Genomic DNA, 26,985 nt, shown 5'->3' with positions numbered 1-26,985 from the left:
TTCAAAAGCCGTGCCTAAGTCAAAGCCTTGGGCGTGCGATCCGTTTCCGCGATGAGAGCTCGGAAAACATATTACAACGTTTTGCAACAAACTCTGCGACGTTCCTTTGGCAACGATGGACGGTCCTGCGCGGATCATTCGCTCAGGCTGACGGCGTCAGTCCCCCCTTCGCCTCGATGAAGCCGATGATCCTGTCGAGTCCCTGGCTCTTCTTGAGGTTGGTCATCACGAAAGGGCGCTCGCCGCGCATGCGCTTGGCATCGGTCTCCATCTTCTCGAGAGAAGCGCCGACATGGGGCGCGAGGTCGATCTTGTTGATCACCAGCAGGTCGGAGCGGGTAATGCCTGGACCGCCCTTCGAAGGGATCTTGTCGCCGGCCGCCACGTCGATCACATAGATCGTAATGTCCGCCAGTTCCGGCGAGAAGGTTGCGGCGAGATTGTCTCCGCCTGATTCGATGAGCACCAGATCGAGCCCGGGAAACTTCGCGCGCATGTCGGCCACGGCCGCGAGGTTCATCGATGCATCCTCGCGGATCGCGGTGTGCGGACAGCCGCCCGTCTCGACACCGGCGATGCGATCCGGGGTCAGCGAACCGGAGCGGACGAGATATTCCGCATCCCACTTGGTGTAGATGTCATTGGTGATCGCGGCGATGTCGTATCGCTCGCGCATCGACTTGCACAGAAGGTCCATCAGCGCGGTCTTGCCCGAGCCGACCGGACCACCGACGCCGACGCGAAGCGGACCGTGAGACGATGCCATGTCATAGATCCTTCTGTCGTACGCGCAACGGCGCGCAGCCATGATTGCCGAACCAGCCGCTGTGCGGCCGTGGTGACGGATTTGCGGAACCGCCGCGATTCACAGGACTCGGCCCGAATTTGCAGCGAACGATGCTCTGCTTCGTCACGACCGAAACAGCCTCGTATATTGCGTTTCGTGACGAAGGCTGGCGAGATCGGCGCGGAACGTGGAGCTGCCGATCTCGTCGAGTGACGCGCGCAGAGCGCGTTCGGCGGTCGCCGCGACAATCGGCTCCAGCGCCCCGAGCACACGCTGGCTGTCGGTCTGCCCCAATGGAACGAGGCGGCTGCCCGCGGAAATCCAGTTCGAGGTCAAGGCGTGCAGAAAACCGTGCAGCAACGGCACCAGCGACACGCCATGCGCCGCACCGACCAGTCCCACCGCAACGGGATAAACGACCGTCTCACATTGCGCCACGGTCTGGTCGAGACCGTCGCAGTTCCAGGCTGAACGCACGATTTCGATGAAGGCCCGCCCCTGCGCCGTTGTCTCCAGCTGGCGCTCGCGCGATGGCACGAAGGCCGCGGCGAGCTCAGCCGTCCGGCGGAGCGCCTCCATGTCGCCGAGCTCGACCGCCCGATGGACATGAGCGAGGAACACGGCATCGCAGAAGCCGGAGCCGTCCGTAAGCATCACCGAGAGCCAGCCGCGAAGCGAGGCGGCATCGCTGATGTCGCCGGCTTCGACGGCCCATTCGATGCCTCCGGAGTAGGAGAAGCCGCCGACCGGAAAAGCCGGAGACAACCACGTGAGCACGCGGTAGAGCCCGGCTGAATCGAGCTCGGTCATTGCTTCCAAGGAGCGCGTCCGCTCACTTGTGGTCATGAGCATGGGAATGGCCATGATGATGTTGGTCGTGGCCGCAGTGCTCGTCATGTACATGATGATCGTCATGCGCGTGGTCATGGGCATGATCGTGGCTGCCGTGACCATGATGATGATCGTGACCGTGGTCGTGATGGCCGTGGTGGTCATGATCATCATGGCCATGTACATGGCTGGGTTCGGCATAGGCGCCGCCTTCCGGATCGAACGGCGCCTCGATCTCGATGACGCGGGCACCGAGGCCCTTCACCATCGCCTCGATCACATGGTCGCGGCGAATGCGCAGGCCCTTGGCCATGATCTGGGTCGGCAGATGCCGGTTGCCGAGATGCCAGGCGAGTCGCACCAGGTGGTGCGGATCGCTGGCGCGGATTTCGAGCAGCGGCTCGGCGGCCGCGACGACCTCGATCAGCCGGCCGTCCTCCAGCACCAGGGCATCGCCCCCGCGCAAGGCGGTGGCGTGTTCGAGGTCGAGCAGGAATTCGAGCCCGCGCGTGCCGGTCATCACGAGCCGCCGGCGATGCCGGTCGTCGAAATCGAGCAGGACGGAATCGGCGGCGGCCTCTTTCCAACGATGCTGCCCGAGCACGCGCGTGGCGCGGATCATGCTGAAATCCTCATTCTCTTATTCCGTTCAGCGGACATCGACCTTCTCGGGCGTGATGATCTCGATCTTCGGCGGCGCGGCCATGCACTTCACGGCCACGCGACCGAACGTCTTCATGTGCTCGGTCGCGCGATGCGGCACCAGCGCCTCGGCGTTGTCCCACTGCTCGACGAACACCATCCTGGTCGGGTCGGTGACGCTCTCGTGCAAATCATAAGCGATGTTGCCGGGTTCCTTGCGGGTCCCCTCGATGCAGGCAGTGGCGGCGGCAATGAACTCGGCACGCGTTTCGGGCTTGATGGTCAAGGTGGCGACGACATAGATCACGAAGCAGTCCTCCCGGTACGTTTCTGGGTTTCTTGTACCGGGCGGAAGTCTAGAACATGAAGTAGCGCTGCGCCATGGGCAGCACCTCGGCCGGCTCGCAGGTCAGGAGCTCGCCGTCGGCGCGGACCTCGTAGGTCTCGGGGTCGACTTCGATGTTCGGCGTCGCATCATTGTGGATCATGCTCTTCTTCGAGATCTTGCCGCGGGTGTTCTGCACCGCATAGAGCTTCTTGGAGAGGCCGAGCTTGCGCGCGAGACCGCCGGCAACAGCGGCCTTCGAGGTGAAGATCACCGAGGAGGCCGTCAGCGACTTGCCGAAGGCGCCAAACATCGGCTGGTAATGCACCGGCTGAGGCGTCGGGATGGAGGCGTTGGGATCGCCCATCGGCGCCGCGACGATGGTGCCGCCCTTGATGACGCAATCCGGCTTGACGCCGAAGAACGCCGGCGACCACAGCACGAGATCGGCGAGCTTGCCCTTCTCGACCGAACCGATCAGCTTCGACACGCCATGCGCGATCGCCGGATTGATCGTGTATTTGGCGATGTAACGCTTGACGCGGAAATTGTCGTTGTCCTTGCCCTTGTCCTGCGGCAGCGCGCCGCGCTGCTTCTTCATCTTGTCGGCGGTCTGCCAGGTCCGGATGATGACCTCGCCGAGCCGGCCCATCGCCTGGGAGTCCGACGACATCATCGAGAGCGCGCCGAGATCGTGCAGGATGTCCTCCGCCGCGATCGTCTCCTTGCGGATGCGACTCTCGGCGAAGGCGAGATCCTCGGCGATCGACGGATCGAGATGGTGACACACCATCAGCATGTCCAGATGCTCGTCGATGGTGTTGCGCGTGAACGGACGTGTCGGGTTGGTCGAGGACGGCAGCACATTCTTCAGGCCGGCGACCTTGATGATATCGGGCGCATGGCCACCGCCGGCGCCTTCGGTGTGGAAGGCGTGGATGGTGCGGCCCTTGAACGCCTTGATCGTGTCCTCGACGAAGCCAGACTCGTTCAGCGTGTCCGAGTGCAGCATGACCTGGATGTCGTGATCGTCGGCGACTGACAAACAATTGTCGATCGCGGCGGGCGTCGTGCCCCAGTCTTCGTGCAGCTTCAACGCGCAGGCGCCGGCCTTGACCATCTCGACCAGCGCCGCCGGGCGCGATGCGTTGCCCTTGCCGGAGATGCCGAGATTGACCGGGAAGGCATCGAACGACTGCATCATCCGGCCGATGTGCCACGGACCGGGCGTGCAGGTGGTGGCGAAGGTGCCGTGCGACGGGCCGGTGCCGCCGCCGAGCAGGGAGGTGACCCCCGACATCAGCGCGTGCTCGATCTGCTGTGGGCAGATGAAATGGATGTGGCTGTCGAAACCGCCGGCGGTGAGGATCTTGCCCTCGCCCGCGATCACGTCGGTGCCGGGGCCGATCACGATGGTGACGCCGGGCTGGATGTCCGGATTGCCGGCCTTGCCGATCGCCGAGATCATGCCGTCCTTGATCGCGACGTCGGCTTTCACGACACCCCAGTGATCGACGATCAACGCATTGGTGATGACCGTGTCGGCGGCGCCTTGCTTGTTGGTCGCCTGCGACTGGCCCATCCCGTCACGGATCACCTTGCCGCCTCCGAACTTCACCTCCTCGCCATAGACGGTGAAGTCCTTCTCGACCTCGATGATCAGATCGGTGTCGGCAAGCCGGACCTTGTCGCCGGTGGTCGGGCCGAACATGTCGGCGTAGACGGAACGCTTGATCTTGACGGACATATCGTGCTCCAGCCTCTAGCTCTCAACTATTTCCAGCGCGCGGATCATTTCGGACGTGCGCAGATCGATTGAAACTTCGCGATGGTCTCGAGACCGGGCTTGAACTCTTCGCGGATGGTGGTCTTGCCGATCTTGAACGTCAGGCGTCCGGTGCGCTTGAAAGCATCGAAAGCGGGCGCATCGGCCGCCACCTCGAAGCTGTACTCCCAGAGCGATCCCGCCTCGCTGTAGGACACGCTCAGCAGCGTTTGCCCGTAACGGCTCGCCGGCACCATCTCGACCTGCGGATATCCGTTCGAGCGCAGCAGATCCGCAACTACCTTCCGTAGCTCCTGGCCGGCATCTCCGGTGACAGCGATGGTGCCGGACTTGGCCTTGCAGCGGAACGACGGCGATCCGACGTCGTCGGTCGCCTCATCGCTCCGACTGGGCGACAGCAACGCGCCGTCGTCCTGCTCGAACAGCCGCCAGCGCCGGTCGTCGGCTGCCGAAGCCGCGGCAGCAAACCCCGCAACGGTCGATGCCGCGCACAGGCTGTAGAGGGCCGCCGAGGACATTCGCGCCAGGCCGCTCACAGCGTCCCCCGCGCGTTCGCAACGGTCTCGTCGAACAGCGCATCCAGCGCCGCATTGACGCCGCGGCAGCCGGCGACGACCTGCTCGGCCCAGCCGAGATACTCCATCAGTTCCAGCTGCTGCTCGAGATCCGGCTCGAAGAAGACGCGCGCGCGGATGTTGCTGATCTTGTCGGCGATCTTGATCTGCTTGGCGCCATCAGATTTGCCGGGAGACGCGATGACCTGGACGGCACGCCGCTCGCTCTTCGGCAAGGTCATGTCGTCTGTGACCTCCTCGACCAGCCCGGCGACGCGCGGGCCGAAGCGCTGCGACAGCTCATCGTGGCTGGTGTCGGTGTCCTCGATGGTGTCGTGCAGCCAGCCGGCCGCGACGAGCTCGGCGTCCTCGCCGTTGCAGGCCGCCGACAGGATGTTCGCGACCTCGGCGAGATGATTGATGTACGGCTCCTCGTCACGGCCCTTGCGCTGCTGGCCGGCATGACGGCGCGCCGCCAGCTCGGCAGCTTCGGAGACGAGGCGCAATCCGGTCAACATCGTCTACAGCTTGCCCATGACGTCGCCACGGAAGCCGTAGACCATGCGCTTGCCGGCGAGCGCGACCAGTTGCACATCGCGGGTCTGGCCGGGCTCGAAGCGCACCGCCGTGCCGGCGGCAATGTCGAGCCGCATGCCCCTCGCCTTCTTGCGATCGAACTTCAGCGCCGGGTTGGTCTCGAAGAAGTGGTAGTGCGAGCCGACCTGGATCGGCCGGTCGCCGGTGTTGGCGACCGACAGCGTCACCGTTTTGCGGCCGGCATTGAGCTCGATCTCGCCGTCCTGGATGAAGAGTTCGCCGGGGATCATGTGGTACCTCGCCTAGTTCAACTGCGTCATGGCCGGGCTTGACCCGGCCATCCACGTCTCGCCACTCGGAGCAAGCCGCGTGGATGCCCGGGCCTTCGCCGCGCCGAAGTGGCTTCGGCCGCGCAGGCGGGGCAAACCCGGGCATGACGATCGAATGAGTTTGGCCCGCCTCACCGGATCGGCTCGTGCACCGTGACCAGCTTGGTGCCGTCCGGAAACGTCGCCTCGACCTGGATGTCATGGATCATCTCGGGGATGCCGGGCATCACCTGGTCGCGGGTCAGGACCTGCGCGCCTGTTTGCATCAACTCGGCCACGGTGCGGCCGTCGCGTGCGCCTTCGAGGATGAAATCGGAGATGATGGCGACCGCCTCGGGATGGTTCAGCTTGACGCCGCGCTCGAGCCTGCGGCGGGCCACGATGGCGGCCATCGAGATCAGGAGCTTGTCCTTTTCGCGGGGAGACAGGTTCATGCGGACTCTCTGGTGATCGTCTTCTGGTAATCGTTACTTGGTAAGCGTCGCTTGGTAAATGTCTAGTTGAGCCAGAGCCGCGGCAGCGGCACGGTCGAGGCGCAGCCGAGCACGGCCATCATGTCGGCGCGCAGGCTTGCGGCATCTTGGGCACAGAAGCGCGCCATTGCAAATCCATTCCAGGCCGACAGCCCGGCCTCGCCCCGGAACGCCGGCAGGCTCTCCCTGATGCGCTCCACCAGTGCGGCGTCGCCGGGGACGATCAGCGCAGTCCCGATCGAAGCGGCGCCGTTGGCGATCGCAGGCTGCGCCAGCTTGGCGCCGACGTCGCCGTCGAGGCGGACGGTCTCGGCAAACACCAGCTTGCCGCCGCGCCGCAGCCGCCAGCGATCGACGAACTCGCCCTCGCGCATGCGCTCGCCCATGGCCGTGCGGCCGAACACGACGATCTCGCACAACAGTAACGAAGCGGTGTCGGCGAGATCGATGTCGATCCGGCGATGGATGCGGGCGCGGTCGAACAGGATGGTCTCCTGCGGCAGCCACGAGATATGCGCGCCCGCCGCGGCCTTCAGCACAATGTCGAGCTCGGCCGGCTTGCCGGGCGCGCGATAGACCTTCTCGGCTGCGGCGCTCGACAGCGTGACACGGCTGCCCTCGCCGGCCGCGACCTCGATCGCAAAGCGGTCGCCGCCGGCGATTCCTCCCGCGGTGTTGACGAACATCGCCGACAGACCGTCATCCTCGGGCGAGGGAAAGCGCACACGCAGCGAACCGGACTCGTGCAGATGATGGCGTCGCGTCACATCGTCCTGCAGCCGCACGTCGAAGCGCACCGCGCCGCGGGCGCGGTTGGCCTCGAAGATGTCGGCAGCGGCTCTGGCGGGATCGGCCCGCATCGATCCCCTCCCCTGGGACCAGACGCGGCGGATACCGCGTCGACAGACTAAGTCATCGTCACAGCGCCATCTGGCGGCTGATCTCGGCCGGATCGAGATTGGCGCGCGTGCAGCTAAATTTTACAGCGCCGCGATCCATGACGGCGAAGTTGTCGCCGAGTTCGCAGGCAAAGTCGAGATACTGCTCGACCAGCACGATCGCGATATTGCCGAGATTGCGCAGGTACGAAATCGCCCGGCCGATGTCCTTGATGATCGAGGGCTGGATGCCCTCAGTCGGCTCGTCCAGCAGCAGGACCTTCGGCCGCATCACCATGGCCCGCCCGATCGCGAGCTGCTGCTGCTGGCCGCCGGAGAGGTCGCCGCCGCGGCGGCCGAGCATCGATTCCAGCACCGGAAACAGCGAGAACACGTCGTCGGGAATGCTGCGGTCGGCGCGCTTGAGCGGGCCGAAGCCGGTCTTGAGGTTCTCCTCGACCGTCAGCAGCGGAAAGATCTCGCGGCCTTGCGGCACGAACCCGATGCCCTTGCGCGCCCGCTCATAGGGCTTTAGGTGCGTGATGTCGGCGCCGTCGAAGGTGATGCTGCCCGACGCCAGCGGATATTGCCCGACCAGCGCCCGCAGCAGCGAGGTCTTGCCGACGCCGTTGCGGCCGAGCACGCAGGTGACCTTGCCGGGCTCCGCCGCGATCGAGACGCCGCGCAGCGCCTGGGCGGCGCCGTAATAGAGATTGATGTCCTTGACGTCCAACATCGCCTTAGCGCCCCAGATACACTTCGATCACGCGATCGTTCGACGACACCTGGTCGATGGTGCCCTCGGCCAGCACAGTGCCTTCGTGCAGGCAGGTGACCTTGACGCCGAGCTCGCGCACGAAGGTCATGTCGTGCTCGACGACCATGACGGTGTGGTCCCGATTGATTTCCTTGAGCAGCTCAGCCGTCTGATGCGTCTCGACATCGGTCATGCCGGCGACCGGCTCGTCGACCAGCAGCAGCTTCGGATCCTGCGCGAGCAGCATGCCGATCTCCAGCCACTGCTTCTGGCCGTGCGAGAGGCTGCCGGCAAGCTTGCGCCGGACGTCCTTGAGCCGCACGGTCTCGAGCACCCGGTCGATCTGCTCGGCCTCGCCCCTAGAGCCGCGCCAGAACAAGGTGCCCCTGACGCTGTGGTCGACGTTGAGTGCGAGCAGCAGATTGTCCTCCACCGACTGGCTCTCGAACACCGTCGGCTTCTGGAATTTGCGGCCGATGCCGAGCTCGGCGATGCGGGTCTCGTCGAGCCGTGTCAGGTCCGTCTTGCCGTCGAACAGCACCGTGCCCTCGTCGGGCTTGGTCTTGCCGGTGATGATGTCCATCATCGTGGTCTTGCCGGCGCCGTTCGGGCCGATGATGGCACGCATCTCGCCGGGCTCCAGCGCCAGCGAGAGGTTGTTGATGGCGTGGAAGCCGTCGAAGGAGACGTGCACGCCGTCAAGGTAGAGCAGCGCAGAGGTCGATCTGGTATCCATCACGTTCATGCCGCTCACTCCGCCATCTTGGGTTCAGTGACGCCGTCCTCGCGGGCGGCGCTGTCGGCGTTCGGCCGCTTGCTGCCGAGCTGATCCCACCAGGAATTGAACGTGCCGATGATCCCCTTGGGCAGCAGCAGGGTGACAAGAACGAACAGCGCGCCGAGCATGAACAGCCAGTACGGAGCCAGCACGCCCGAGGTGAAGAACGTCTTGGCGTAGTTCACGACCACGGCCCCGAGCGCGGCGCCGACCAGCGTGCCGCGGCCGCCGACCGCGACCCAGATCACCGCCTCGATCGAATTGCCAGGCGCGAACTCGCTCGGGTTGATGATGCCGACCTGCGGGACGTAGAGCGCACCGGCGACGCCCGCCATGCAGGCCGACAGCGTGAACACGAACAGCTTGTAGGACTCGACGCGATAGCCGAGGAAGCGCGTGCGCGACTCGGCGTCGCGGATCGCGATCAGCACCTTGCCGAGCTTCGACGACACGACGGCCCGGCAGATCAGGAAGGCCAGAATGAGCGCCAGACAGCTCAGCGCGAACAGCGCGGCGCGGGTGCCTTCCGCCTGGACGTTGAAGCCGAGGATGTCCTTGAAGTCGGTCAGGCCGTTGTTGCCGCCGAAGCCAAAATCATTACGGAAGAAGGCGAGCAGCAGTGCGTAGGTCATCGCCTGGGTGATGATCGACAGATACACGCCGGTGACCCGCGAGCGGAACGCGAGCCAGCCGAAGCAGAACGCGAGCAGGCCGGGCACCACGAGCACCATCAGCGCGGCGAACCAGAACATGTCGAAGCCGTGCCAGTACCAGGGCAGCTTCGAATAGTTCAGGAACACCATGAAGTCCGGCAGGATCGGATTGCCATAGACACCGCGGGTGCCGATCTGGCGCATCAGGTACATGCCCATCGCGTAGCCGCCGAGCGCGAAGAAGGCGCCGTGGCCGAGCGAAAGGATGCCGCAATAGCCCCAGATCAAATCGATCGAGAGCGCCAGGATGGCGTAGCAGACATATTTGCCCCACAGCGCCACCAGATAGGTCGGCACCTGCAAGGCAGATCCCGCCGGCAGCAGCAGGTTCGATAGCGGGATCAGGACGCCGCAGGCGGCGACCACGAGCACGAAGATGGTCGCGGCGCGGTCCAGCGACCTCGTCAGCACATGCGCCATCATGCTTCCACCGCCCGGCCCTTGAGCGCGAACAGGCCGCGCGGGCGCTTCTGAATGAACAGGATGATCAAGACGAGGATCGCGATCTTACCGAGCACGGCGCCGGCGACCGGCTCCAGGAACTTGTTGGCGATGCCGAGCGTGAAGGCGCCGACAAGGGTGCCCCAGAGATTGCCGACGCCGCCGAACACCACGACCATGAAGGAGTCGATGATGTAGCTCTGGCCGAGATTCGGGCTGACATTGTCGATCTGCGACAGCGCCACGCCGGCGATGCCCGCGATGCCCGAGCCGAGGCCGAAGGTGAGTGCATCGACACGCGAGGTCGCGATGCCCATCGACGCCGCCATGCGCCGGTTCTGCGTGACGGCACGCATCTCCAGGCCGAGCGCGGTGTAGCGCAACATGGCCAGAAGGATCCCGAACACGGCCATCGTGAAGCAGAGGATCCAGAGCCGGTTGTAGGTGATGGTGATCTGGCCGAGTTCGAAGGCGCCGCTCATCCAGGAGGGATTGCCGACCTCGCGATTGGTGGGGCCGAACGCCGAGCGCACCGCCTGCTGCAGAATCAGCGACAGGCCCCAGGTGGCGAGCAGGGTCTCGAGCGGACGTCCGTAGAGAAAGCGGATGATGGTGCGCTCGATCACGACGCCGATCGCGCCGGCCACCAGGAAAGCGAGCGGCACCGCGATCAGCAGCGAATAGTCGAACAGCGCCGGATAGCGTGTGCGGATGACCTCCTGCACAACGAAGGTGGTGTAGGCGCCGAGCATCACCATCTCGCCATGGGCCATGTTGATGACGCCCATCACGCCGAAGGTGATGGCAAGCCCGATCGCGGCCAGCAACAGCACCGAGCCGAGCGACAGGCCGTACCACGCGTTCTGCACGCCGGACCAGATCGCGAGCGTGCCCTGGATCGAGGAGATCGCGCTCGCCGCCGCCTTGGCGACATTCGCCGGCTGATCGCCGCCGCTGATCTCGGTGAGCAGCGCCAGCGCCTCCTGGTCGCCGCGCGCCTTGATGGTGGCGACGGCTTCGAGCTTGTCCACCTCGCTGGCGTCGGACTTGAACAGCAGGATGGCGGCGCGCGCCTCGGCGAGCGCCTGTTTCACCGAGCGATTGGTTTCCTTGGCGAGTGCCGACTCCACGGTCGGCAGCGTCGCCTCCTCATGCGACTTGAACACGGACTTGGCCGCGGTCAGCCGGGTATTTGTGTCGGGCGACAGCAAGGTCAGGCCGCCGAGCGCGGCGTCGACGCTGCGGCGCAGCCGGTTGTTGAGGCTCACCGCCGCGGCGTTGTCCGGCAGCTTGTCGACGGCAGCTCCCGTCGCGGCATCGATGATCTTGCCGTCAGCCTGCTTGACGAAGACCTTCTTGGTCTCGGCATCGAACATCAGCCGCTCGTCCTGCAGCGCGCTGATGATTGGAAAGGCCAGCGGGTTGCCGGACACTGCGATCTCGCCCACCGCGTCGTCGGTGTCGGAGAAGTCGTCGTTGGCAAACTTGGCGACCGATTCTTCGAAGCTGGCGGCGAAAGCCGGAGCGGTCGCGACGATCAAGGCAATGGATAGAAGAAGGCCGCGCACAAGCGCGAGAACAATGGCAGGCACTGGACCACCCCGGCAGGAGGAAGAGAGAAGGCGGCGGAGGTCGCCGCCTTCTCCGGTCGTGATGACGTCGTAAGGCTCAGATCAGGTGCCCGAGCCCAGGCACTTGTTCGTCTTGGTGTTGAAGTTGCCGCACTTCTTGCCGACCCAGTCGCCGATCAGGTCCTTGGAGCCATCGAGCTCCTTCGACCAGGCGTCGCCCGGGACGAGATCCTTGGTCTTGTAGACGACGCTGAACTGGCCATCGCCCTTGATCTCGCCGATGAACACCGGCTTGGTGATGTGGTGGTTGGGCAGCATCTTCGACACGCCACCGGTCAGGTTCGGCGCCTCGGTGCCGGGGAGAGCGTCGATGACCTTGTCCGGATCGGTCGACTTCACCTTCTCGACCGCCTTCACCCACATGTTGAAGCCGATCACGTGGGCTTCCATCGGATCGTTGGTCACGCGCTTCGGATTCTTGGTGTAGGCCTGCCAATCCTTGATGAACTTCTCGTTTGCCGGGGTCTTGATCGACTGGAAGTAGTTCCAGGCAGCGAGGTGGCCGACCAGCGGCTTGGTGTCGATGCCGGCGAGCTCTTCCTCACCCACCGAGAACGCCACGACCGGGATGTCCTTGGCCTTGACGCCCTGGTTGCCGAGTTCCTTGTAGAACGGAACGTTGGCGTCGCCGTTGATGGTCGAGACCACGGCGGTCTTCTTGCCGGCCGAGCCGAACTTCTTGATGTCGGCGACGATCGTCTGCCAGTCGGAGTGACCGAACGGCGTATAGTTGATCATGATGTCGTCCTGAGCCACGCCCTTCGACTTCAGGTAGGCTTCCAGGATCTTGTTGGTGGTGCGCGGATAGACGTAGTCGGTGCCGGCCAGCACCCAGCGCTTCACCTTCTCTTCCTTCATCAGGTAGTCGACCGCCGGGATCGCCTGCTGGTTCGGCGCCGCACCGGTGTAGAACACGTTGCGCTCACTCTCCTCGCCCTCGTACTGGACCGGGTAGAACAGGATGCTGTTGAGCTCCTTGAACACCGGCAGCACCGACTTGCGCGACACCGAGGTCCAGCAGCCGAACACGACCGCGACCTTGTCCTTGGTGATCAGCTCGCGCGCCTTCTCGGCGAACAGCGGCCAGTTCGACGCCGGGTCGACCACGACGGCCTCGAGCTTCTTGCCGAGCACGCCGCCCTTCTTGTTCTGTTCGTCGATCAGGAACAGGATCGTATCCTTCAGCGTGGTCTCGCTGATGGCCATGGTCCCGGACAGAGAATGCAGAACGCCGACCTTGATCGTGTCGTCAGCGGCCATGGCCGGACCGAAGCCGGCGGCGCCGAGGGCCAGGCCGGCAGCAGCAGCCAGCCAGCGACGGCGGCTGAACGGCGCCGTTAATTCCTGAGTGAGTCGAGTAAGCATGAGGTAATATCTCCCTGACGCAGACGTGCTTCGCAGCCAAGGCGGCCGGCGGTCTGCGAGGGAAGAATCGCAAGAAGTGTGCCATGCCGTGCACATTCGGTAAGGCATTGACACAAAAGTGGAACCTGGCGATCTTGGGGCGAGAGATCGCAGTGTCCTGCCGTTAAATTGGGCAAGCTCGATGATTAATCAGATGGCATACAGTGCACGATTTATGCACTTTGTTTTGGATGGCTAAATTTAAAGCAGCCCAGTACCACTCGAAAAGCCAATCCGTTACGCACCGGCCTTGAAAGTGCCGTCCACCTGTTCCATATAGCCGGTAGATCGAGGCGAATCAGCCGGATCTTTGCAAGCCGCGTGTTCTTTGGCTCGATCAGAGCTTCTGGCTTCGCATTCTCACCCATCCAATCTAGGCGCTCCAAACACGCGGGTGTCTCTCAACCACCCCCCGCGTCCGGCTGCCTGCCGACACGGGCCTTATCCTCTTATGGAAAGCCCAATCTTTTGACATCCTTCCAGGATTTTAACCTCGCCGACGCGCTGACGCGCGCGCTGAAGGAAGAGAACTACACCACCCCGACCCCCATTCAGGCCCAGACCATCCCGCTCGCGCTCGAAGGCCGCGACGTGGTCGGCATCGCCCAGACAGGAACCGGCAAGACCGCCTCGTTCGCGCTGCCGATCCTGCACCGCCTTCTGCAGAACCGGATCAAGCCGCAGCCCAAGACGGCGCGCGTGCTGGTGCTGAGCCCGACACGAGAATTGTCCGGCCAGATCCTCGACAGCTTCAACACCTATGGCCGCCACATCCGCCTGACCTCCGCACTGGCGATCGGCGGCGTCCCGATGGGCCGTCAGGTCCGCTCCATGATGCCTGGCCTCGAGGTGCTGGTGGCGACGCCGGGCCGGCTGCTCGACCTAGTCCAGGGCAACGCCCTGAAGCTGACCCATGTCGAGTTCCTGGTGCTCGACGAAGCCGACCGAATGCTCGACATGGGCTTCATCAACGACATCCGGAAGATCGTGGCCAAGCTGCCGATCAAGCGGCAGACGCTGTTCTTCTCGGCGACCATGCCCAAGGACATCGCCGAGCTCGCCGACTCCATGCTGCGCGATCCGGCGCGGGTCGCCGTGACTCCCGTCTCCTCCACCGTCGAGCGCATTGCCCAGCGCGTGATCCAGGTCGATCACTCGGCCAAGCCGAACCTGCTGGCTCAACTGCTCAAGGATGAGCCGGTCAACCGCGCGCTGGTGTTCACCCGCACCAAGCACGGCGCCGACAAGGTCGTGAAGAGCCTGGAAAAGGCCGGCATTCCCGCCCAGGCGATCCATGGCAACAAGTCGCAGAACCACCGCGAGCGCACTTTGGCGGCCTTCCGCTCGGGCGAGATCCGCACGCTGGTCGCGACCGATATCGCTGCGCGCGGCATCGACGTCGACGGCGTCAGCCATGTCGTCAATTTCGACCTGCCGAACGTGCCCGAGACCTATGTCCATCGCATCGGCCGCACTGCGCGCGCCGGCGCCGAGGGCGTGGCGATCTCGCTGGTCGCCGGAGCAGACGAGATGTCGTATCTCAGGGATATCGAACGGTTGATCAAGGTCTCGCTGCCGCGTGAGGACCGCCGCACGCCGGGCCATCGCGAGGCCGCCCCGCCGGCCAAGCCGCAGCAACATCGTGGCGGCCGTCCTGGCATGCAGAACACGCGGGCCAATGAGGGTGGCAACGCCGCAAAAGGCCCTCGCCGCCGTCGCCGTTCCAATGCTAAGATGCCGGCTCTGCCAGGCAATCGTCAGGAGCCCCAACGTCCGTCGCAAGGCGGCGGCAAGGCCGGGTCGATTCAGGGCGTTGCGTTCCTGCATCGCGAAGGCAGACCCAAAAACCACGCTCACAACCGCAACCAACGGCCAAACTAGACGTCTATCGATCTGGAGAAAGACATGGCTAAGGAAGAGCTGATCCAGTTCGAAGGGCTGGTCACCGAAATCCTTCCCGACGCGCGCTACCGGGTGCAACTCGACGCGGGGCACGAAATCGTCGCCTACACCGCCGGGAAGATGAAAAAGAATCGCATCAAGACGCTCGCGGGCGACCGCGTGACCGTCGAGATGTCGCCCTATGATCTGGAAAAAGGCCGCCTGATCTTCCGGCACAAGGACGAACGACCCGCCGGCGCGGGCGGCCCTCCGCGTGGCGCACCGCAGCGTGGCGGACAGTTCCGCCGGCGCTGACGCCTGGGGCGGAAGAATGATCCGCCCTGGCCGTGCGACTTGATCAACCCTTACGCAATCAGCGACAATTCAGCGCGTCGGCCGCAGGCCGGCGCGTCAAAAAATCGTGCGCCCTCCCGCACCTCAGGATTGTTTTGCGCGGCCATTTCCAATAATATATCCCGCAATCGATTTTCGGCCGGACGAGATTAGCTATTACCGGTACAGCCGGTTCAGACGCTGACGACCCTTCCAAAAATTCGATCTAACCAGCCCAGACCCCTGGGTTACGCATTTGATATCTGAGAAGGGAACTACCCCCGTGAGCATGGGAACCGTGAAGTGGTTTAACGCAACCAAGGGCTATGGCTTCATTCAGCCGGATGACGGCGGCAATGACGTGTTCGTGCACATCAGCGCCGTCGAGCGCGCTGGTCTCGGCACGCTGCGCGAAGGCCAGAAGATCTCCTACGAGATCGTGGCGGACCGCCGTTCGGGCAAGTCCTCGGCCGACAATCTCCGCGCGGCCAACTGAGCTGCGCAAGAGCGGTTTCGATCGCTCGCGAACAAAACGAAAGGCCGCCTCGCGCGGCCTTTTTTATTGTCTGATCGTCTTGACGCCTGACGTTCAAGTCCGATGCATCGCCCTCGTCGCGTGAGGCCGGACCGGTCCTCGCCCGAACGGCGCCTCAGCAGCTCGTCGCCGGACTGTAATAGACGCAGGTCGATTGCCGGGGCCGAGTGTAGGCGACGTCGCTGAGGTTGACGCCGGTCTTGGCCAGCACATAGCCGATCGTGGGAACGTACTGATAGCTCACCTCGCTGAAGATCAGATAGGTGCCGCTGACCAGCAGATCGGCCGGCACCCCGACCGTCGTTCCCGTCGTCCGCGGCGCCGATCCCTTGCTCCACTTCACCGTCGCCTGCTTCGATGTCGGATCGACATAAAGCTCGGTGATCGTCGCGTTCACCGGCGTCGTCGAATACGGGTAAAGGATGCCGGTCGAGGCCGCGAAGAAGTTCGACATGTCGCTGTCGCCGACGGAGGTCGACTGCGAGGTCAGGTCGGACAGCGTTCGCGCCATCAGCGTAACCTTGCGGTCGACCGCGATCGCCGAGCAGAACTCCACCGTGCCGAAGAACATCACCAGCATCAGCGGCACGATGAAGGCGAACTCGGTCGCGGCGACGCCGCGTCGATCGGCCCCGAACGCGCGGAGGCGACGTAGCAGCTGGGATTCCATCTTCGACCTCGGTCTGTCTGCACAACGCATGATGGTTCCTGGCGCCCTTATGAGTAAGGCTCGTTCTTGAATGCGGCCGTGCCGACGAGCAGCCGCTTGCTGCCCGTCAGATTCGCGATGTTGTAGCCGAGTCCGGTCACGAAGATCGGCCATTGATAGAACAGCCTGACGACGACGATGTCGCCGGCCGCACCCGGGCTATAGGTCATGTTGTTGACGAAATTGCCGGTGTTGTCGATCTGGCTGTTGATCGTCACGCTGCCGAACGAAGAGTAGCTCTTCACGTCGATGTAGATCTTGTTGCAGTCGAACAGCGCCGGAACCTGAGTACAGACGTAGCTCGCGAATTGCGACTGCGTATACGAGCCCTGCTGGGCCTGCCCGGTCAGGATCATGCGGGCGGAGTCCTGCGTGATCGTCTCGAGCACCTGGCTGGCGAAGAACATCAGGGCCGTTTCGATGATCGCGAACAGCAGCGCAAAGAAGACCGGAGCGACCAGCGCGAATTCGAGCGCGGCCGACGCGCGTCGATTGCGCCGAAAGCGTCGCAGCAGCCTGCGGATCGAACCGGTCGCGGAAACGGAGGCTTGCATTGTCTGACCCGGAATTTGGAAAGCCACATCAACCTGAGTGAAACAAATAGCGGAAACTCCTTGGCAAAGGGTTTCCCACAATCCGAACGAAATGGGCGGCGGCGTCAACCGCTCGCTAACCAAGCTCACAGGACGCCGCTCATGCCGACCCACAGCGCGAACCGGCGAGCGGGTGAGCTCCGTCTGCAGGAAGCGGAAGGTCGAGACAGCGCGCGAGAGAGCCGTCCAGCTCGCTGGGCTGGGAACGCATGTCCGATCGAGCCTGGTCTGCTCCGGCTTCGGCGAGTACGACCGGATTTAGAGTCTCAGTTCGTCTTCGAGGCAGACGCGGCATTGCCGCTGGCCTGGCTCGACATGGTCCCGGCCTGGTCGAGCACGGATTTGAAGTAGCTGTCGCCATCGCCCAGGGTGACGCGGCGCTGACAGACCGGCATGCAGCTATAGGTCTCGCGGTCGACGCCGCGATACACCGTGACGAGCCGGTCGGTCGGCCCGGCAACCTGGATCTGGCGGTCGATCAGCACCTGGCCGCCGCGGTCCATGGCGATGAAATTGGTGGCGCCGTAGCTCTTGCCGGTCACGACGATGATGCCGCCACTCTGCAGGGTCACGTCCGCGATCATCGGATTGCCGACCACCAGCGTCGCAACCCGGTCCGGCAGCTTGACCAGCTTGGCCTGGTCGACGTTCACGGCGATCGCTGGATCGGGATCCGCGGACGCCGCGGCCGGCCACAGCAGCATCGCGGCCACGGCCGTCCGCAGAGCAAGGGAGACATAAGGACGACACGACACACTGAACGACATACTCAACCCCGGGACCTTGACGAGCCGTCTCAAGCGATACGCAGCGGTGACGGCGCCCGACGCGGCAAATCTGCGCTCAATTGGTGAACGATCTACAAACGCGCCCCAATTCTCTCGGCGGTGGGCGCGCGGCGATCAGCGACGGAACGGGAAGACGAGCTGACCGGCGAACTCACCGGGCATCGTCGCTTCATCCTTGCCGTAGCTCGTCGGAAGCTGCCCCTCCGGCATCCGGAACGTGCCGAACAGAATGTCCCAGAGTGGGAACGTTCCAGCGAAATTGGTGTTGCCGCCCTCCGCCATCGAGGTGTGGTGCCAACGATGGAACACGGGAGTTGCCAGGACATATTTGAACGGCCCGAGCGTCCAATTGAGGTTGGCGTGGACGAAGGCGGAATGGAAGGTCGTGAACGGGCCGACCCAGAGCATCACGTTGGGCGAGATGCCGGCCATCAACAGGATCACGTCGACCGCAATCGTGCCGATGATCAGGTTGACGGGATGGAAACGCGCCGCCGAGATCCATTCGAGGTCCTCCGACGAGTGATGAACCGCGTGGTATTTCCAGAACTCGCCGCCATGGAACAGGCGGTGGGTCCAATACAGCATGAAGTCGGCGAGCACGATGAACAGCAGCCCCTGCAGCCATTCCGGCAACTGCGCCAGCGGTCCATGGCCGTTCTCATAGAAGGCGATCAGCTCATCCGCATCGTGGATCTTGAAGATCACCCCGGCCCCCAGCACCAGCAGCCCGATGCGCAGCACGCGCGCGAACACCGGCACGAAGAACCAGTAGACCATGTCGGTGACGAGCTCGCGCTTCTGCCACCATGGCTTGCCAGGATTGCAGGCCCAGAAATGGCTGAGCACCGAGAACACGACCGCCAGGACCAGCGTGATCGGCAGCACCTTCTCGATGGTCTGGCCGAGCATCAGCACGACTTCCCATGGCAGACCGGACATAACGTTCCTCATCACATGAACTTTCCCGAGAGGTACTCTCCGGCGCTTAAGGAGCCGTGAACCTCACGGCGCATCCGGGCGCGAGCACGGCTGGGTCAAGCCTGCGCACCGAGGGAAGAATGTACAAGGAATCCTAGGACCCGCGGACCCGACGTGCCGCGCCTCTATTTCCTATGCCGTGGACGAACCTCGAATGCGCGAGCGGTTTGTTTCAGTTTTTTCCTGCGCGGTTCATCCGAAATTTACTCTGCGCAAGAACGGCCAACCGTCGCGATGTTTCATCGGTTGAATTAACTACGCCGAAATTCCTGCCCCCTAGGGTGCCCATATGGTCACGGTGCTGAGAACGCCGCAACGACCAGAATTTGTTCGACCAGCCACGTGTACATGGAGTTACCCTATGAAGAATCTGCTTGCTCGCTTCGTGAAGGATGAATCCGGCGCGACCGCCATCGAGTACGGCCTGATCGCCGCCGGCATCTCGCTCGCGATCATCGCGGCCGTGAACGGTCTCGGCTCCAGCCTGAGCTCCAAGTTCGGCTCGATCAACTCGTCGCTGAAGTAAGCGGTCATCACGACCGAGCAAAGAAGGCCCCGGACTTCCGGGGCCTTTATCATTTCCACGTCCAGCTCCGCGGCGTTCAGTGATGCGTAACCATGTTGTCTCCGCAGTCGCAGCCCGGCGCCCGCTCCGGCAGGCCGATGCGGCACTGCGTCTGATCTGCAGCGCGCTCGCTCTGTCCATCCTCGTTCTGGCGGCCCGCATCGCCAGCGTCTGGTGAGGCGAAAACGGCGGGAGGTCGGATCGTTTCCCGATCGTTTATCTGTTGCCGCTAGATTGGCGAGCCAGCGCATCCTGCGCCGGTTCTATGCCGTTGAGAGCCCATGACCCTCGATTTCGCGCGCCTGCTGCTGTTTCCGGCTCTGATGGCCTTCGCGGCGGCGAGCGACCTGTTCACGATGACCATTTCGAACCGGGTCTCGCTGGCGCTGGTCGCGGGCTTCCTGGTACTGGCGCCGCTGAGCGGAATGAGCATGAACGACATGCTGATGCATTTCGGCGCTGGCGCGGTGCTGCTGGTGATCGCCTTCGCATGCTTTGCGTTTGGCTGGATCGGCGGCGGTGACGCCAAGGTCGCTTCGGCCGCCGCTCTGTGGTTCGGCTTCGCCCATCTGATGAACTATTTGTTGTACGCCTCGATCTTCGGCGGCGTCCTCACGCTCGCTCTCATGCAGTTCCGGCAATGGCCCCTGCCCTACATGCTCGCCGGGCAACCCTGGCTTGCGCGCCTCCATGCCAAGGACAGCGGCGTTCCCTATGGCATAGCGCTCGCACTGGGCGCCTTGATGGTCTACCCGGAGACCGATTGGGTGAAGGCGATCGACGCTGCACGTCTTGCGTTTCTCTGACAACACCGTGTGAACGCGGTGTTAAGGCGATTTAGATACGCCTCATTAACCATGCTTTGACGAATAACTGCTCAACTCCCATTACGGCGGCGGAAGCGTCGCGGCGTAATGTGGAAAGTGAAGCGTATGAATACCGCACGCATTGTGGTTCTGACCATCGCTGTGGGCGCTGGCGGCGTGGCCGCATATCTGGCGAGCGGGTCCGACGATCGGCCGGCTCAGGTTGCCGCGCCAGCGCCACAGGTGCCGACCGTCGACGTTCTCGTCGCCAAAGCCGACATCGGCCTCGGCCAGTCGCTCAAGCCCGAGCACCTGCAATGGCAGAGCTGGCCGGCGGCGACGGCGAGCTCCAGCTTCATCCGGCGCAACGAGCGGCCCGAAGGTCAGAACGAAGTCACGGGCACGATCGCGCGGGCGCCGTTCATTGCCGGCGAACCCATTCGCGAGCAGAAGCTGGTCAAGTCCGACGGCTCGGGCTTCATGGCAGCGATCCTGCCGGCGGGCATGCGGGCCGTCTCCACCGAGATCTCGCCGGAAACCGGCGCCGGCGGCTTCATTCTGCCGAATGATCGCGTCGACGTCATCCTGTCCAAGCGCGAGCGAAATCCGGATCAGCCCAACGCGGGTGACGTCGTCAGCTCCGATATCATTCTGTCGAACATCCGCGTGCTGGCGATCGATCAGGCTCCGAAAGAGAAGGACGGCCAGACTACGGTGGTCGGCAAGACCGTCACGCTGGAGCTGAAGCCGGAGCAGGCCGAGACGCTCGCCCGTGCGCGGCAGACCGGAACGCTGTCGCTGGCGCTCCGCAGCATTGCCGACATCAACATGGCCGAGAAACGTCCGGACGAGAACAGCCGCAGGCGCAGCGACAGCGTGGCCGTGGTTCGCTTCGGCATTCCCAGCACCATGACGACGCAGAAGTGACCGAGAGGACTACCAAGATGATTTGCAGCGAAAATCAGCGGAAACTGCGGACCATGATGGTCCGCGCGCTGTCGTTTTCGGCCGCCGCTGCGCTGACATTCAATCCGGCGCTTGCACCGGTGATCGCCGCGGACTACCGCCCGGCGGCCGCAGCCGCGGCTGCCGACGGCCAGATCAACGCACGCTTCCTCGCTCTCGGGATCGGAAAGTCCGTGGTCATCGATCTGCCGCGGGACATCAAGGACGTCCTCGTCGCCGATCCGAAGATCGCGAACGCCGTGGTTCGCTCGTCGCAGCGCGCCTACATCATCGGCGCCGCGGTCGGCCAGACCAATATCGTCTTCTTCGACGCCCAGGGCCAGCAGATCGCGGCTTACGACATTGCGGTGAAGCGCGATCTGAACGGCGCGCGCGCCGCGCTGAAGCAGTTGCTGCCCAATGCCGAAATCCAGATCGAGGGCATCGGCGACGGCATCGTGCTCACCGGCTCGGCGTCGAGCCAGATCGAGGCTCAGCAGGCCGGCGAGTTGGCCGCTCGCCTTGCCGGCGGCGCCGACAAGGTGGTCAATTCGATCACGGTGCGCGGCCGCGACCAGGTGATGCTGAAGGTGACCGTCGCCGAGGTGCAGCGCTCGGTCGTCAAGCAGCTCGGCATCGATCTGTCGGGCCAGCTCAATTACGGCACGGCCGTCGTCAAGTTCGCCAACTCCAATCCATTCACCGCCTATGGCAGCAACCTCGTCTCGAACAATGCCGTGAGCGCAGCGCTGGGGGGAGCGACACCATCGGTTCAGGCCACGCTCCGGGCCATGGAGAACGCGGGCGTGATCCGCACGCTGGCCGAGCCCAACTTGACCGCGATCTCGGGCGAGTCAGCGACCTTCATCGCAGGCGGCGAGTTTCCGGTTCCGGCCGGCTACTCCTGCGATCCTACGACCCACGTCTGTACCACGCAGATCAGCTTCAAGAAGTTCGGCATCTCGCTCAACTTCACGCCGGTCGTGCTGAGCGAGGGGCGGATCTCGATGCGGGTGATGACCGAGGTTTCGGAGCTCTCGAACGAGAATGCGATCACGCTGTCGCAGGCTGTGAGCTCGACCACCACGAACTCGCTGACCGTGCCCTCGATCAAGACCCGTCGCGCCGAGACGACGCTCGAAATCCCCTCGGGCGGAGCGATGGCCATGGCTGGCCTGATCCAGCAGCAGACCAAGATGGCGATCAGCGGCATGCCGGGCCTGATGCAGCTTCCGGTCCTGGGCGCGCTGTTCCGCAGCCGGGACTATGTCAACAACCAGACCGAGCTGATGGTGCTGGTGACGCCGTTCGTCGTGCGCGCCGTTTCGCAAAAGGATCTGTCCCGTCCGGATGATGGCTTCGCGGCGGCTTCGGATCCGCAGGCCGACCTGCTGGGCAGCATCAACCGCATCTACGGCGTGCCCGGCCGGACCGAGCCCGGACGCAACTATCGCGGCACCTATGGCTTCATCACGGACTGAGCTGGGACAAGGACTCGCACCAATGACCATGAAATCCAGCCCCGCTCGACACCGCCGACTGCAGCTTGCCGTCGCCCTGGCCGGCACGGCGGTCCTGCTCGGCGCCTGTAACTTCCGCAGAGATCCGGCCGTCACGGCCAGCATCCCTGACGACTATCGGCTGCGCCACCCGATCGCGGTGCAGGAAGCCCCGGATTCCCTGGTCGTCTTCGTCGGCCAGGGCCGCGGCGGCTTGACCGCCGAGCAGCGCGCCGATGTCATGGGGCTGGCGCAGAGCTGGATGCGCCAAGGCACGGGCGCGATCAGCGCCGACGTCCCGAGCGGCACCCCGAATGCCCGCGCGGCCGCCGACTCGATGCGCGAGATTCAGTCCCTGTTCGCGGCTGCCGGCGTGCCTCCGCACGGCATCACGGTGCGCAACTATCAACCGAAGGATCCGCGCCAGATGGCCGCGATCCGGCTGAGCTATCCGAAGCTTTCGGCCACCGCGGGCCCCTGCGGCGTCTGGCCGGACGATCTCGGACCCTCGATCAAGAACAAGAACTGGTTCGACAACAAGCCTGATTGGAACTTCGGCTGCGCCTATCAGCGCAACATGGCCGCCATGGTCGACAACCCGTCCGATCTCGTGCAGCCGCGACCCGAGACCCCCTCCTACACCACCCGGCGCACCGCGTTGTTCGAGAAATACCGCAAGGGAGCGTCAACCGCGATCACGTATCCCGAAGCCGACAAGGCCAAACTCAGCGACACAGGCAAATGATCAGCTACGCCCGACAGACCCAAGAGGAGCAGCCTGACGTCGTGCCGCCGCCGGCCGACGATCATATCGCGCCGGCGCCGCGTGTCTCGGTGCAGGCGTTCTGCGAGACCGTGGAAACGGCCGCCACCGTGCAGGCCGCCGGTGAGGACCGGCGGCTCGGCAAGGCGCATCTGAAGATCCAGATGGGCGGCATGGCGGCTGCGATCGAGGCCTACCGGTCGGCGCCGACCCCCAACGTGATCATCCTGGAGACCGATGCCCGCACCGACATTCTTGCGGGCCTCGATCACCTTGCGACGGTCTGCGATCCCGGCACCCGCGTCGTCGTGATCGGCCGCGTCAATGACGTCACGCTGTATCGCGAGCTCGTACGCCGCGGCGTCAGCGACTATGTGCTGTCCCCGGTCACGCCGATCGACGTCGTTCGCTCGATCTGCAATTTGTTCTCGGCTCCCGAGGCCAAGGCCGTCGGACGCATCATTGCCGTCGTCGGCGCCAAGGGCGGCGTCGGCGCATCGACCATCGCGCACAACATCGCCTGGGCGATCGCCCGCGATCTCGCGATGGACTCGGTCGTCGCCGATCTCGACCTGGCCTTCGGCACCGCCGGCCTCGACTACAATCAGGATCCCGCCCAGGGCATCGCGGACGCCGTATTCTCGCCTGATCGGATCGACATCGCCTTCATGGACCGGCTGCTGTCGAAATGCACCGATCATTTGAGCCTGCTGGCCGCACCGGCGACGCTCGACCGCGTCTACGATTTCGGCGCCGAGGCGTTCGATTCGGTGTTCGATACGCTGCGGGCCTCGATGCCCTGCATCGTGCTCGACGTGCCACACCAATGGTCCGGCTGGACCAAGCGCGCACTGATCAGCGCCGACGACATTCTGATCGTCGCGGCGCCGGATCTCGCCTCGCTGCGCAATACGAAGAACATGTTCGACCTTCTCAAGGCCGCGCGACCGAACGACCGCACGCCGCTCTATTGCCTGAACCAGGTCGGCGTGCCCAAGCGGCCGGAAATCAATGCGAGCGAGTTCGCCAAGGCGATCGAAAGCCCGCCGATCGTGACGATCCCGTTCGAGCCGCAGATCTTCGGCGCGGCGGCCAACAACGGTCAGATGATTGCGGAGATGTCACCCAATCATCGGACCACCGAGATGTTTCTGCAGGTCGCGCAGCGGCTCACCGGCCGCAGCGAGACCAAGAAGCCGAAAGGCTCCTTCCTGTCGCCTCTGCTTGACAAGCTGAGGGCGAAATAAGCCCGCGTGGAGTTCTAAGTCGTGTTTGGTAAGCGTAGCGGATTAGACAACGATACCAGGACCCTCAGGCCGGCCGCGCCGGCGCCCGAGCCGGCCGCGGCAGCGCCGCGCGCGGCTGCTCCGGCCGTGTCGTCACCTCCTCTGGCGCCCACCCGGCAGGCGCCTCCGCCGCCGCCCCCCGTGGTGGAAGCCCGGCGCTCGGACAATTACTATCAGGTCAAGGCGACCATCTTCGGCGCGCTGATCGAAGCGATCGATCTCGCCCAGCTGGCCAAGCTCGACGGCGAGTCCGCGCGCGAGGAAATCCGGGACATCGTCAACGAGATCATCGCGATCAAGAACATCGTGATGTCGATCGCCGAGCAGGAGGAGCTGCTCGATGACATCTGCAACGACGTGCTCGGCTATGGCCCGCTCGAGCCGCTGCTGTCGCGCGACGACATCGCCGACATCATGGTCAACGGCGCCGGCACGGTCTTCATCGAGGTCGGCGGCAAGATCCAGCGCACCGGCATCCGTTTCCGCGACAACCAGCAGCTCCTGAACATCTGTCAACGCATCGTCAGCCAGGTCGGCCGCCGCGTCGACGAATCCTCGCCGATCTGCGACGCCCGTCTCGCCGACGGCTCGCGCGTCAACGCCATCGTGCCGCCGCTGGCGATCGATGGCCCCGCGCTCACCATTCGAAAGTTCAAGAAGGACAAGCTGACCCTCGATCAGCTGGTCAAGTTCGGCGCGATCTCGCCCGAAGGCGCGGAGATCCTGCAGATCATCGGGCGCGTCCGCTGCAACATTCTCATCTCCGGCGGCACCGGCTCGGGCAAGACGACGCTGCTCAACTGCCTGACAAACTACATCGATCACGACGAGCGCGTCATCACCTGCGAGGACGCAGCCGAGCTCCAACTGCAGCAACCGCATGTGGTCCGCCTGGAAACCCGCCCGCCCAACATCGAGGGCGAGGGCCAGGTGACCATGCGCGAGCTGGTAAGGAACTGCCTGCGTATGCGTCCCGAGCGGATCATCGTCGGCGAGGTCCGCGGACCCGAAGCGTTCGACCTGCTGCAGGCGATGAACACCGGTCACGACGGCTCGATGGGCACCCTGCACGCCAACAACCCGCGCGAAGCGCTGTCACGTTGTGAATCCATGATCACGATGGGCGGCTTTTCGCTGCCGTCACGAACCATCCGCGAGATGATCTGCGCCTCGATCGACGTCATCGTGCAGGCCGCGCGTCTGCGCGACGGATCGCGCCGCATCACGCACATTACCGAGGTGATGGGCATGGAAGGCGATACGATCATCACCCAGGACATCTTCCTCTATGACATGGTCGGCGAAGATGCGAACGGCAAGATCATCGGCCGCCATCGCTCCACCGGCATCGGCCGGCCGCGGTTCTGGGAGCGCGCCCGCTACTACGGCGAGGAGAAGCGGCTTGCGGCAGCGCTCGATGCGGCCGAAGTCGCGAGCAAGGAGTAACGGAGAGACCCCATGAAGTTTCAGGCTCTCGCACTCGCCTTCCTCGCAGCGACCGCCATCGGCGGCATCGCCTGGGTGTTCCTCTATCCTCTGCTCTCGGGCGAGCGGAAGGCGGAGCAGCGGCGCAGCACCGTCGCCAAATCGGAACCTGTGGTCCGTCAGGCCGAACGCAGCCAGCGCTCGCGCCGCGAGCAGGTCGAATCCTCGCTCAAGGATCTCGAGGCCAAGGCGCAGAAGCAGAGCAAGGTTCCGCTGAACATGCGGATCTCGCAGGCCGGGCTCGACTGGACCGTTCAGAAGTTCTGGATCATTTCCGGCGTCCTCGGCTTTGCCGTCTGCGCGATCGCCTTCTTCGCCGGCGGCGGCCCGCTCGGTGCGCTCGGCCTTGGCTTTGCGGCGGGTCTCGGCCTGCCGCGCTGGATCCTCGGCTTCCTCAAGAAGCGGCGGGAGAAGAAATTCCTGGCGGCGCTGCCGGACGCGGTCGACGTGATCGTGCGTGGCATCAAGGCGGGCCTGCCGCTGTTCGAATCCATCAAGGTCGTTGCCGCCGATGCGCCCGAGCCGCTGCGCGGCGAGTTCCTGGCCATCATCGAGACCCAGGCGATCGGCATGCCGCTGGGCGAGGCCTGCGCGCGGCTGTATGAGCGGATGCCGCTGCCCGAGGCCAATTTCTTCGGCATCGTCATCGCGATTCAGCAGAAGTCGGGCGGCAACCTGTCGGAAGCGCTCGGCAACCTCTCAAAGGTGCTGCGCGACCGCAAGAAGATGGCCGAGAAGATCCAGGCGATGTCGATGGAAGCCAAGGCCTCCGCGGGCATCATCGGCTCGCTGCCGCCGATCGTCATGCTGCTGGTCTATCTCAGCACGCCCGACTACATCTCGCTGCTCTGGACCCATCCGACCGGCCAGCTGATGCTGGTCGGCTGCGTCATCTGGATGTCGATGGGCATCATGGTCATGAAGAAGATGATCAACTTCGATTTCTAAGG

Annotated in this window: 31 protein-coding genes; 12 read left to right on the top strand and 19 right to left on the bottom strand. The window is 64.2% G+C overall.

Going from position 1 to position 26,985, the window contains the following annotated elements; all coding sequences use genetic code 11:
* Positions 1-142 precede the first annotated feature (142 nt).
* The 15 genes from ureG to urtA all read right to left on the bottom strand — a co-directional run bounded on the left by ureG (position 143) and on the right by urtA (position 12,827).
* Positions 143-766: an urease accessory protein UreG gene (gene ureG, locus HL666_RS24615; RefSeq protein ID WP_172110069.1), complete on the bottom strand. Its 624-nt coding sequence runs from the start codon at positions 764-766 to the stop codon at positions 143-145.
* Positions 767-910: 144 nt separating this feature from the next.
* Entirely contained in the window at positions 911-1,633 is a 723-nt protein-coding gene (locus HL666_RS24610; protein ID WP_172134465.1) for an urease accessory protein UreF, read from the bottom strand.
* Positions 1,620-2,240 carry an urease accessory protein UreE gene (locus HL666_RS24605; protein ID WP_172110070.1) on the bottom strand — a complete coding sequence of 207 codons (621 nt, stop codon included), beginning with the start codon at positions 2,238-2,240 and terminating at the stop codon, positions 1,620-1,622. Before HL666_RS24605 ends, HL666_RS24610 begins: the two co-directional genes overlap by 14 nt.
* 27 nt (positions 2,241-2,267) lie before the next feature.
* The gene (locus HL666_RS24600) at positions 2,268-2,567 is read right to left on the bottom strand and encodes a putative quinol monooxygenase (protein WP_172134450.1); all 300 of its coding nucleotides are present in this window, start codon (positions 2,565-2,567) and stop codon (positions 2,268-2,270) included.
* A gap of 49 nt (positions 2,568-2,616) precedes the next feature.
* Positions 2,617-4,332 carry an urease subunit alpha gene (gene ureC / locus HL666_RS24595; protein ID WP_172134451.1) on the bottom strand — a complete coding sequence of 572 codons (1,716 nt, stop codon included), beginning with the start codon at positions 4,330-4,332 and terminating at the stop codon, positions 2,617-2,619.
* Positions 4,333-4,376: 44 nt separating this feature from the next.
* Positions 4,377-4,889: a hypothetical protein gene (locus tag HL666_RS24590; RefSeq protein ID WP_172134452.1), complete on the bottom strand. Its 513-nt coding sequence runs from the start codon at positions 4,887-4,889 to the stop codon at positions 4,377-4,379.
* Positions 4,890-4,903: 14 nt separating this feature from the next.
* On the bottom strand, positions 4,904-5,443 hold the full coding sequence (locus HL666_RS24585) for an HD domain-containing protein (protein WP_172134453.1): 540 nt from the start codon (positions 5,441-5,443) through the stop codon (positions 4,904-4,906).
* Between the two features lie 3 nt (positions 5,444-5,446).
* Entirely contained in the window at positions 5,447-5,752 is a 306-nt protein-coding gene (locus tag HL666_RS24580) for an urease subunit beta (RefSeq protein WP_006612145.1), read from the bottom strand.
* 170 nt (positions 5,753-5,922) lie between these two features.
* A complete protein-coding gene (locus HL666_RS24575; protein WP_172110074.1) occupies positions 5,923-6,225 on the bottom strand; it encodes an urease subunit gamma in 303 nt (100 codons plus the stop codon).
* A 62-nt stretch (positions 6,226-6,287) separates the two neighbouring features.
* On the bottom strand, positions 6,288-7,124 hold the full coding sequence (locus HL666_RS24570) for an urease accessory protein UreD (protein WP_172184085.1): 837 nt from the start codon (positions 7,122-7,124) through the stop codon (positions 6,288-6,290).
* Between the two features lie 58 nt (positions 7,125-7,182).
* A complete protein-coding gene (urtE, locus tag HL666_RS24565) occupies positions 7,183-7,878 on the bottom strand; it encodes an urea ABC transporter ATP-binding subunit UrtE (protein ID WP_172184084.1) in 696 nt (231 codons plus the stop codon).
* Between the two features lie 4 nt (positions 7,879-7,882).
* Positions 7,883-8,644, bottom strand: coding sequence for an urea ABC transporter ATP-binding protein UrtD (gene urtD / locus HL666_RS24560; RefSeq protein ID WP_172110077.1), 762 nt, complete (start codon positions 8,642-8,644; stop codon positions 7,883-7,885).
* Between the two features lie 5 nt (positions 8,645-8,649).
* Positions 8,650-9,813 carry an urea ABC transporter permease subunit UrtC gene (gene urtC / locus HL666_RS24555; RefSeq protein WP_172184082.1) on the bottom strand — a complete coding sequence of 388 codons (1,164 nt, stop codon included), beginning with the start codon at positions 9,811-9,813 and terminating at the stop codon, positions 8,650-8,652.
* Positions 9,810-11,372, bottom strand: a complete 1,563-nt coding sequence (urtB, locus tag HL666_RS24550) for an urea ABC transporter permease subunit UrtB (RefSeq protein ID WP_210262120.1) — start codon at positions 11,370-11,372, stop codon at positions 9,810-9,812. The genes urtC and urtB overlap by 4 nt, the downstream gene beginning before the upstream one ends.
* A gap of 132 nt (positions 11,373-11,504) precedes the next feature.
* Positions 11,505-12,827, bottom strand: a complete 1,323-nt coding sequence (urtA, locus tag HL666_RS24545; RefSeq protein WP_172110080.1) for an urea ABC transporter substrate-binding protein — start codon at positions 12,825-12,827, stop codon at positions 11,505-11,507.
* Between the two features lie 507 nt (positions 12,828-13,334).
* Here urtA and HL666_RS24540 point away from each other — a divergent pair.
* The 3 genes from HL666_RS24540 (at position 13,335) to HL666_RS24530 (ending at position 15,576) form a co-directional block, all read left to right on the top strand.
* Positions 13,335-14,747, top strand: coding sequence for a DEAD/DEAH box helicase (locus tag HL666_RS24540; protein ID WP_172110081.1), 1,413 nt, complete (start codon positions 13,335-13,337; stop codon positions 14,745-14,747).
* Positions 14,748-14,771: 24 nt separating this feature from the next.
* Positions 14,772-15,062, top strand: coding sequence for a translation initiation factor IF-1 (gene infA / locus HL666_RS24535; protein WP_172110082.1), 291 nt, complete (start codon positions 14,772-14,774; stop codon positions 15,060-15,062).
* 301 nt (positions 15,063-15,363) lie between these two features.
* The gene (locus tag HL666_RS24530) at positions 15,364-15,576 is read left to right on the top strand and encodes a cold-shock protein (RefSeq protein ID WP_006612155.1); all 213 of its coding nucleotides are present in this window, start codon (positions 15,364-15,366) and stop codon (positions 15,574-15,576) included.
* Between the two features lie 154 nt (positions 15,577-15,730).
* Here HL666_RS24530 and HL666_RS24525 read toward each other — a convergent pair whose 3' ends face one another.
* From HL666_RS24525 to HL666_RS24510, 4 genes are all read right to left on the bottom strand, one after another.
* Positions 15,731-16,285, bottom strand: a complete 555-nt coding sequence (locus HL666_RS24525) for a TadE/TadG family type IV pilus assembly protein (protein ID WP_172110083.1) — start codon at positions 16,283-16,285, stop codon at positions 15,731-15,733.
* A 47-nt stretch (positions 16,286-16,332) separates the two neighbouring features.
* Positions 16,333-16,878, bottom strand: a complete 546-nt coding sequence (locus HL666_RS24520; RefSeq protein WP_172110084.1) for a TadE/TadG family type IV pilus assembly protein — start codon at positions 16,876-16,878, stop codon at positions 16,333-16,335.
* 305 nt (positions 16,879-17,183) lie between these two features.
* Positions 17,184-17,621, bottom strand: coding sequence for a pilus assembly protein N-terminal domain-containing protein (locus tag HL666_RS24515; RefSeq protein ID WP_172110563.1), 438 nt, complete (start codon positions 17,619-17,621; stop codon positions 17,184-17,186).
* A gap of 198 nt (positions 17,622-17,819) precedes the next feature.
* On the bottom strand, positions 17,820-18,647 hold the full coding sequence (locus HL666_RS24510) for a sterol desaturase family protein (protein ID WP_172110085.1): 828 nt from the start codon (positions 18,645-18,647) through the stop codon (positions 17,820-17,822).
* A 400-nt stretch (positions 18,648-19,047) separates the two neighbouring features.
* Between HL666_RS24510 and HL666_RS24505 the strand changes: the two genes are divergently transcribed.
* The 9 genes from HL666_RS24505 to HL666_RS24470 all read left to right on the top strand — a co-directional run bounded on the left by HL666_RS24505 (position 19,048) and on the right by HL666_RS24470 (position 26,983).
* Positions 19,048-19,212 (top strand): Flp family type IVb pilin, encoded by a 165-nt coding sequence (locus HL666_RS24505; protein ID WP_008964729.1) that lies wholly within the window; start codon positions 19,048-19,050, stop codon positions 19,210-19,212.
* An 82-nt stretch (positions 19,213-19,294) separates the two neighbouring features.
* Positions 19,295-19,429, top strand: coding sequence for a hypothetical protein (locus tag HL666_RS34455; RefSeq protein WP_283812593.1), 135 nt, complete (start codon positions 19,295-19,297; stop codon positions 19,427-19,429).
* A 103-nt stretch (positions 19,430-19,532) separates the two neighbouring features.
* Positions 19,533-20,057 carry an A24 family peptidase gene (locus HL666_RS24500; protein ID WP_172134458.1) on the top strand — a complete coding sequence of 175 codons (525 nt, stop codon included), beginning with the start codon at positions 19,533-19,535 and terminating at the stop codon, positions 20,055-20,057.
* A 126-nt stretch (positions 20,058-20,183) separates the two neighbouring features.
* Complete coding sequence (gene cpaB / locus HL666_RS24495) at positions 20,184-20,984, top strand: Flp pilus assembly protein CpaB (protein WP_172110087.1); 801 nt, start codon at positions 20,184-20,186, stop codon at positions 20,982-20,984.
* Positions 20,985-21,001: 17 nt separating this feature from the next.
* The gene (locus HL666_RS24490) at positions 21,002-22,483 is read left to right on the top strand and encodes a type II and III secretion system protein family protein (RefSeq protein ID WP_172110088.1); all 1,482 of its coding nucleotides are present in this window, start codon (positions 21,002-21,004) and stop codon (positions 22,481-22,483) included.
* 22 nt (positions 22,484-22,505) lie between these two features.
* On the top strand, positions 22,506-23,246 hold the full coding sequence (locus HL666_RS24485; protein WP_172110089.1) for a CpaD family pilus assembly protein: 741 nt from the start codon (positions 22,506-22,508) through the stop codon (positions 23,244-23,246).
* Positions 23,243-24,511 carry a CpaE/TadZ family protein gene (locus HL666_RS24480; RefSeq protein WP_172110090.1) on the top strand — a complete coding sequence of 423 codons (1,269 nt, stop codon included), beginning with the start codon at positions 23,243-23,245 and terminating at the stop codon, positions 24,509-24,511. Before HL666_RS24485 ends, HL666_RS24480 begins: the two co-directional genes overlap by 4 nt.
* A 21-nt stretch (positions 24,512-24,532) precedes the next feature.
* Complete coding sequence (locus HL666_RS24475; RefSeq protein ID WP_172184078.1) at positions 24,533-25,996, top strand: TadA family conjugal transfer-associated ATPase; 1,464 nt, start codon at positions 24,533-24,535, stop codon at positions 25,994-25,996.
* Positions 25,997-26,008: 12 nt separating this feature from the next.
* Complete coding sequence (locus HL666_RS24470; protein WP_172110092.1) at positions 26,009-26,983, top strand: type II secretion system F family protein; 975 nt, start codon at positions 26,009-26,011, stop codon at positions 26,981-26,983.
* Positions 26,984-26,985 lie beyond the last annotated feature (2 nt).

Origin of the sequence: Bradyrhizobium aeschynomenes, from assembly GCF_013178945.1 — a bacterium.
GTDB classification, from domain to species: domain Bacteria; phylum Pseudomonadota; class Alphaproteobacteria; order Rhizobiales; family Xanthobacteraceae; genus Bradyrhizobium; species Bradyrhizobium aeschynomenes.
The sequence above is the reverse complement of the archived record's forward strand: the minus strand, read 5'-3'. Positions and strand labels throughout refer to the sequence as shown.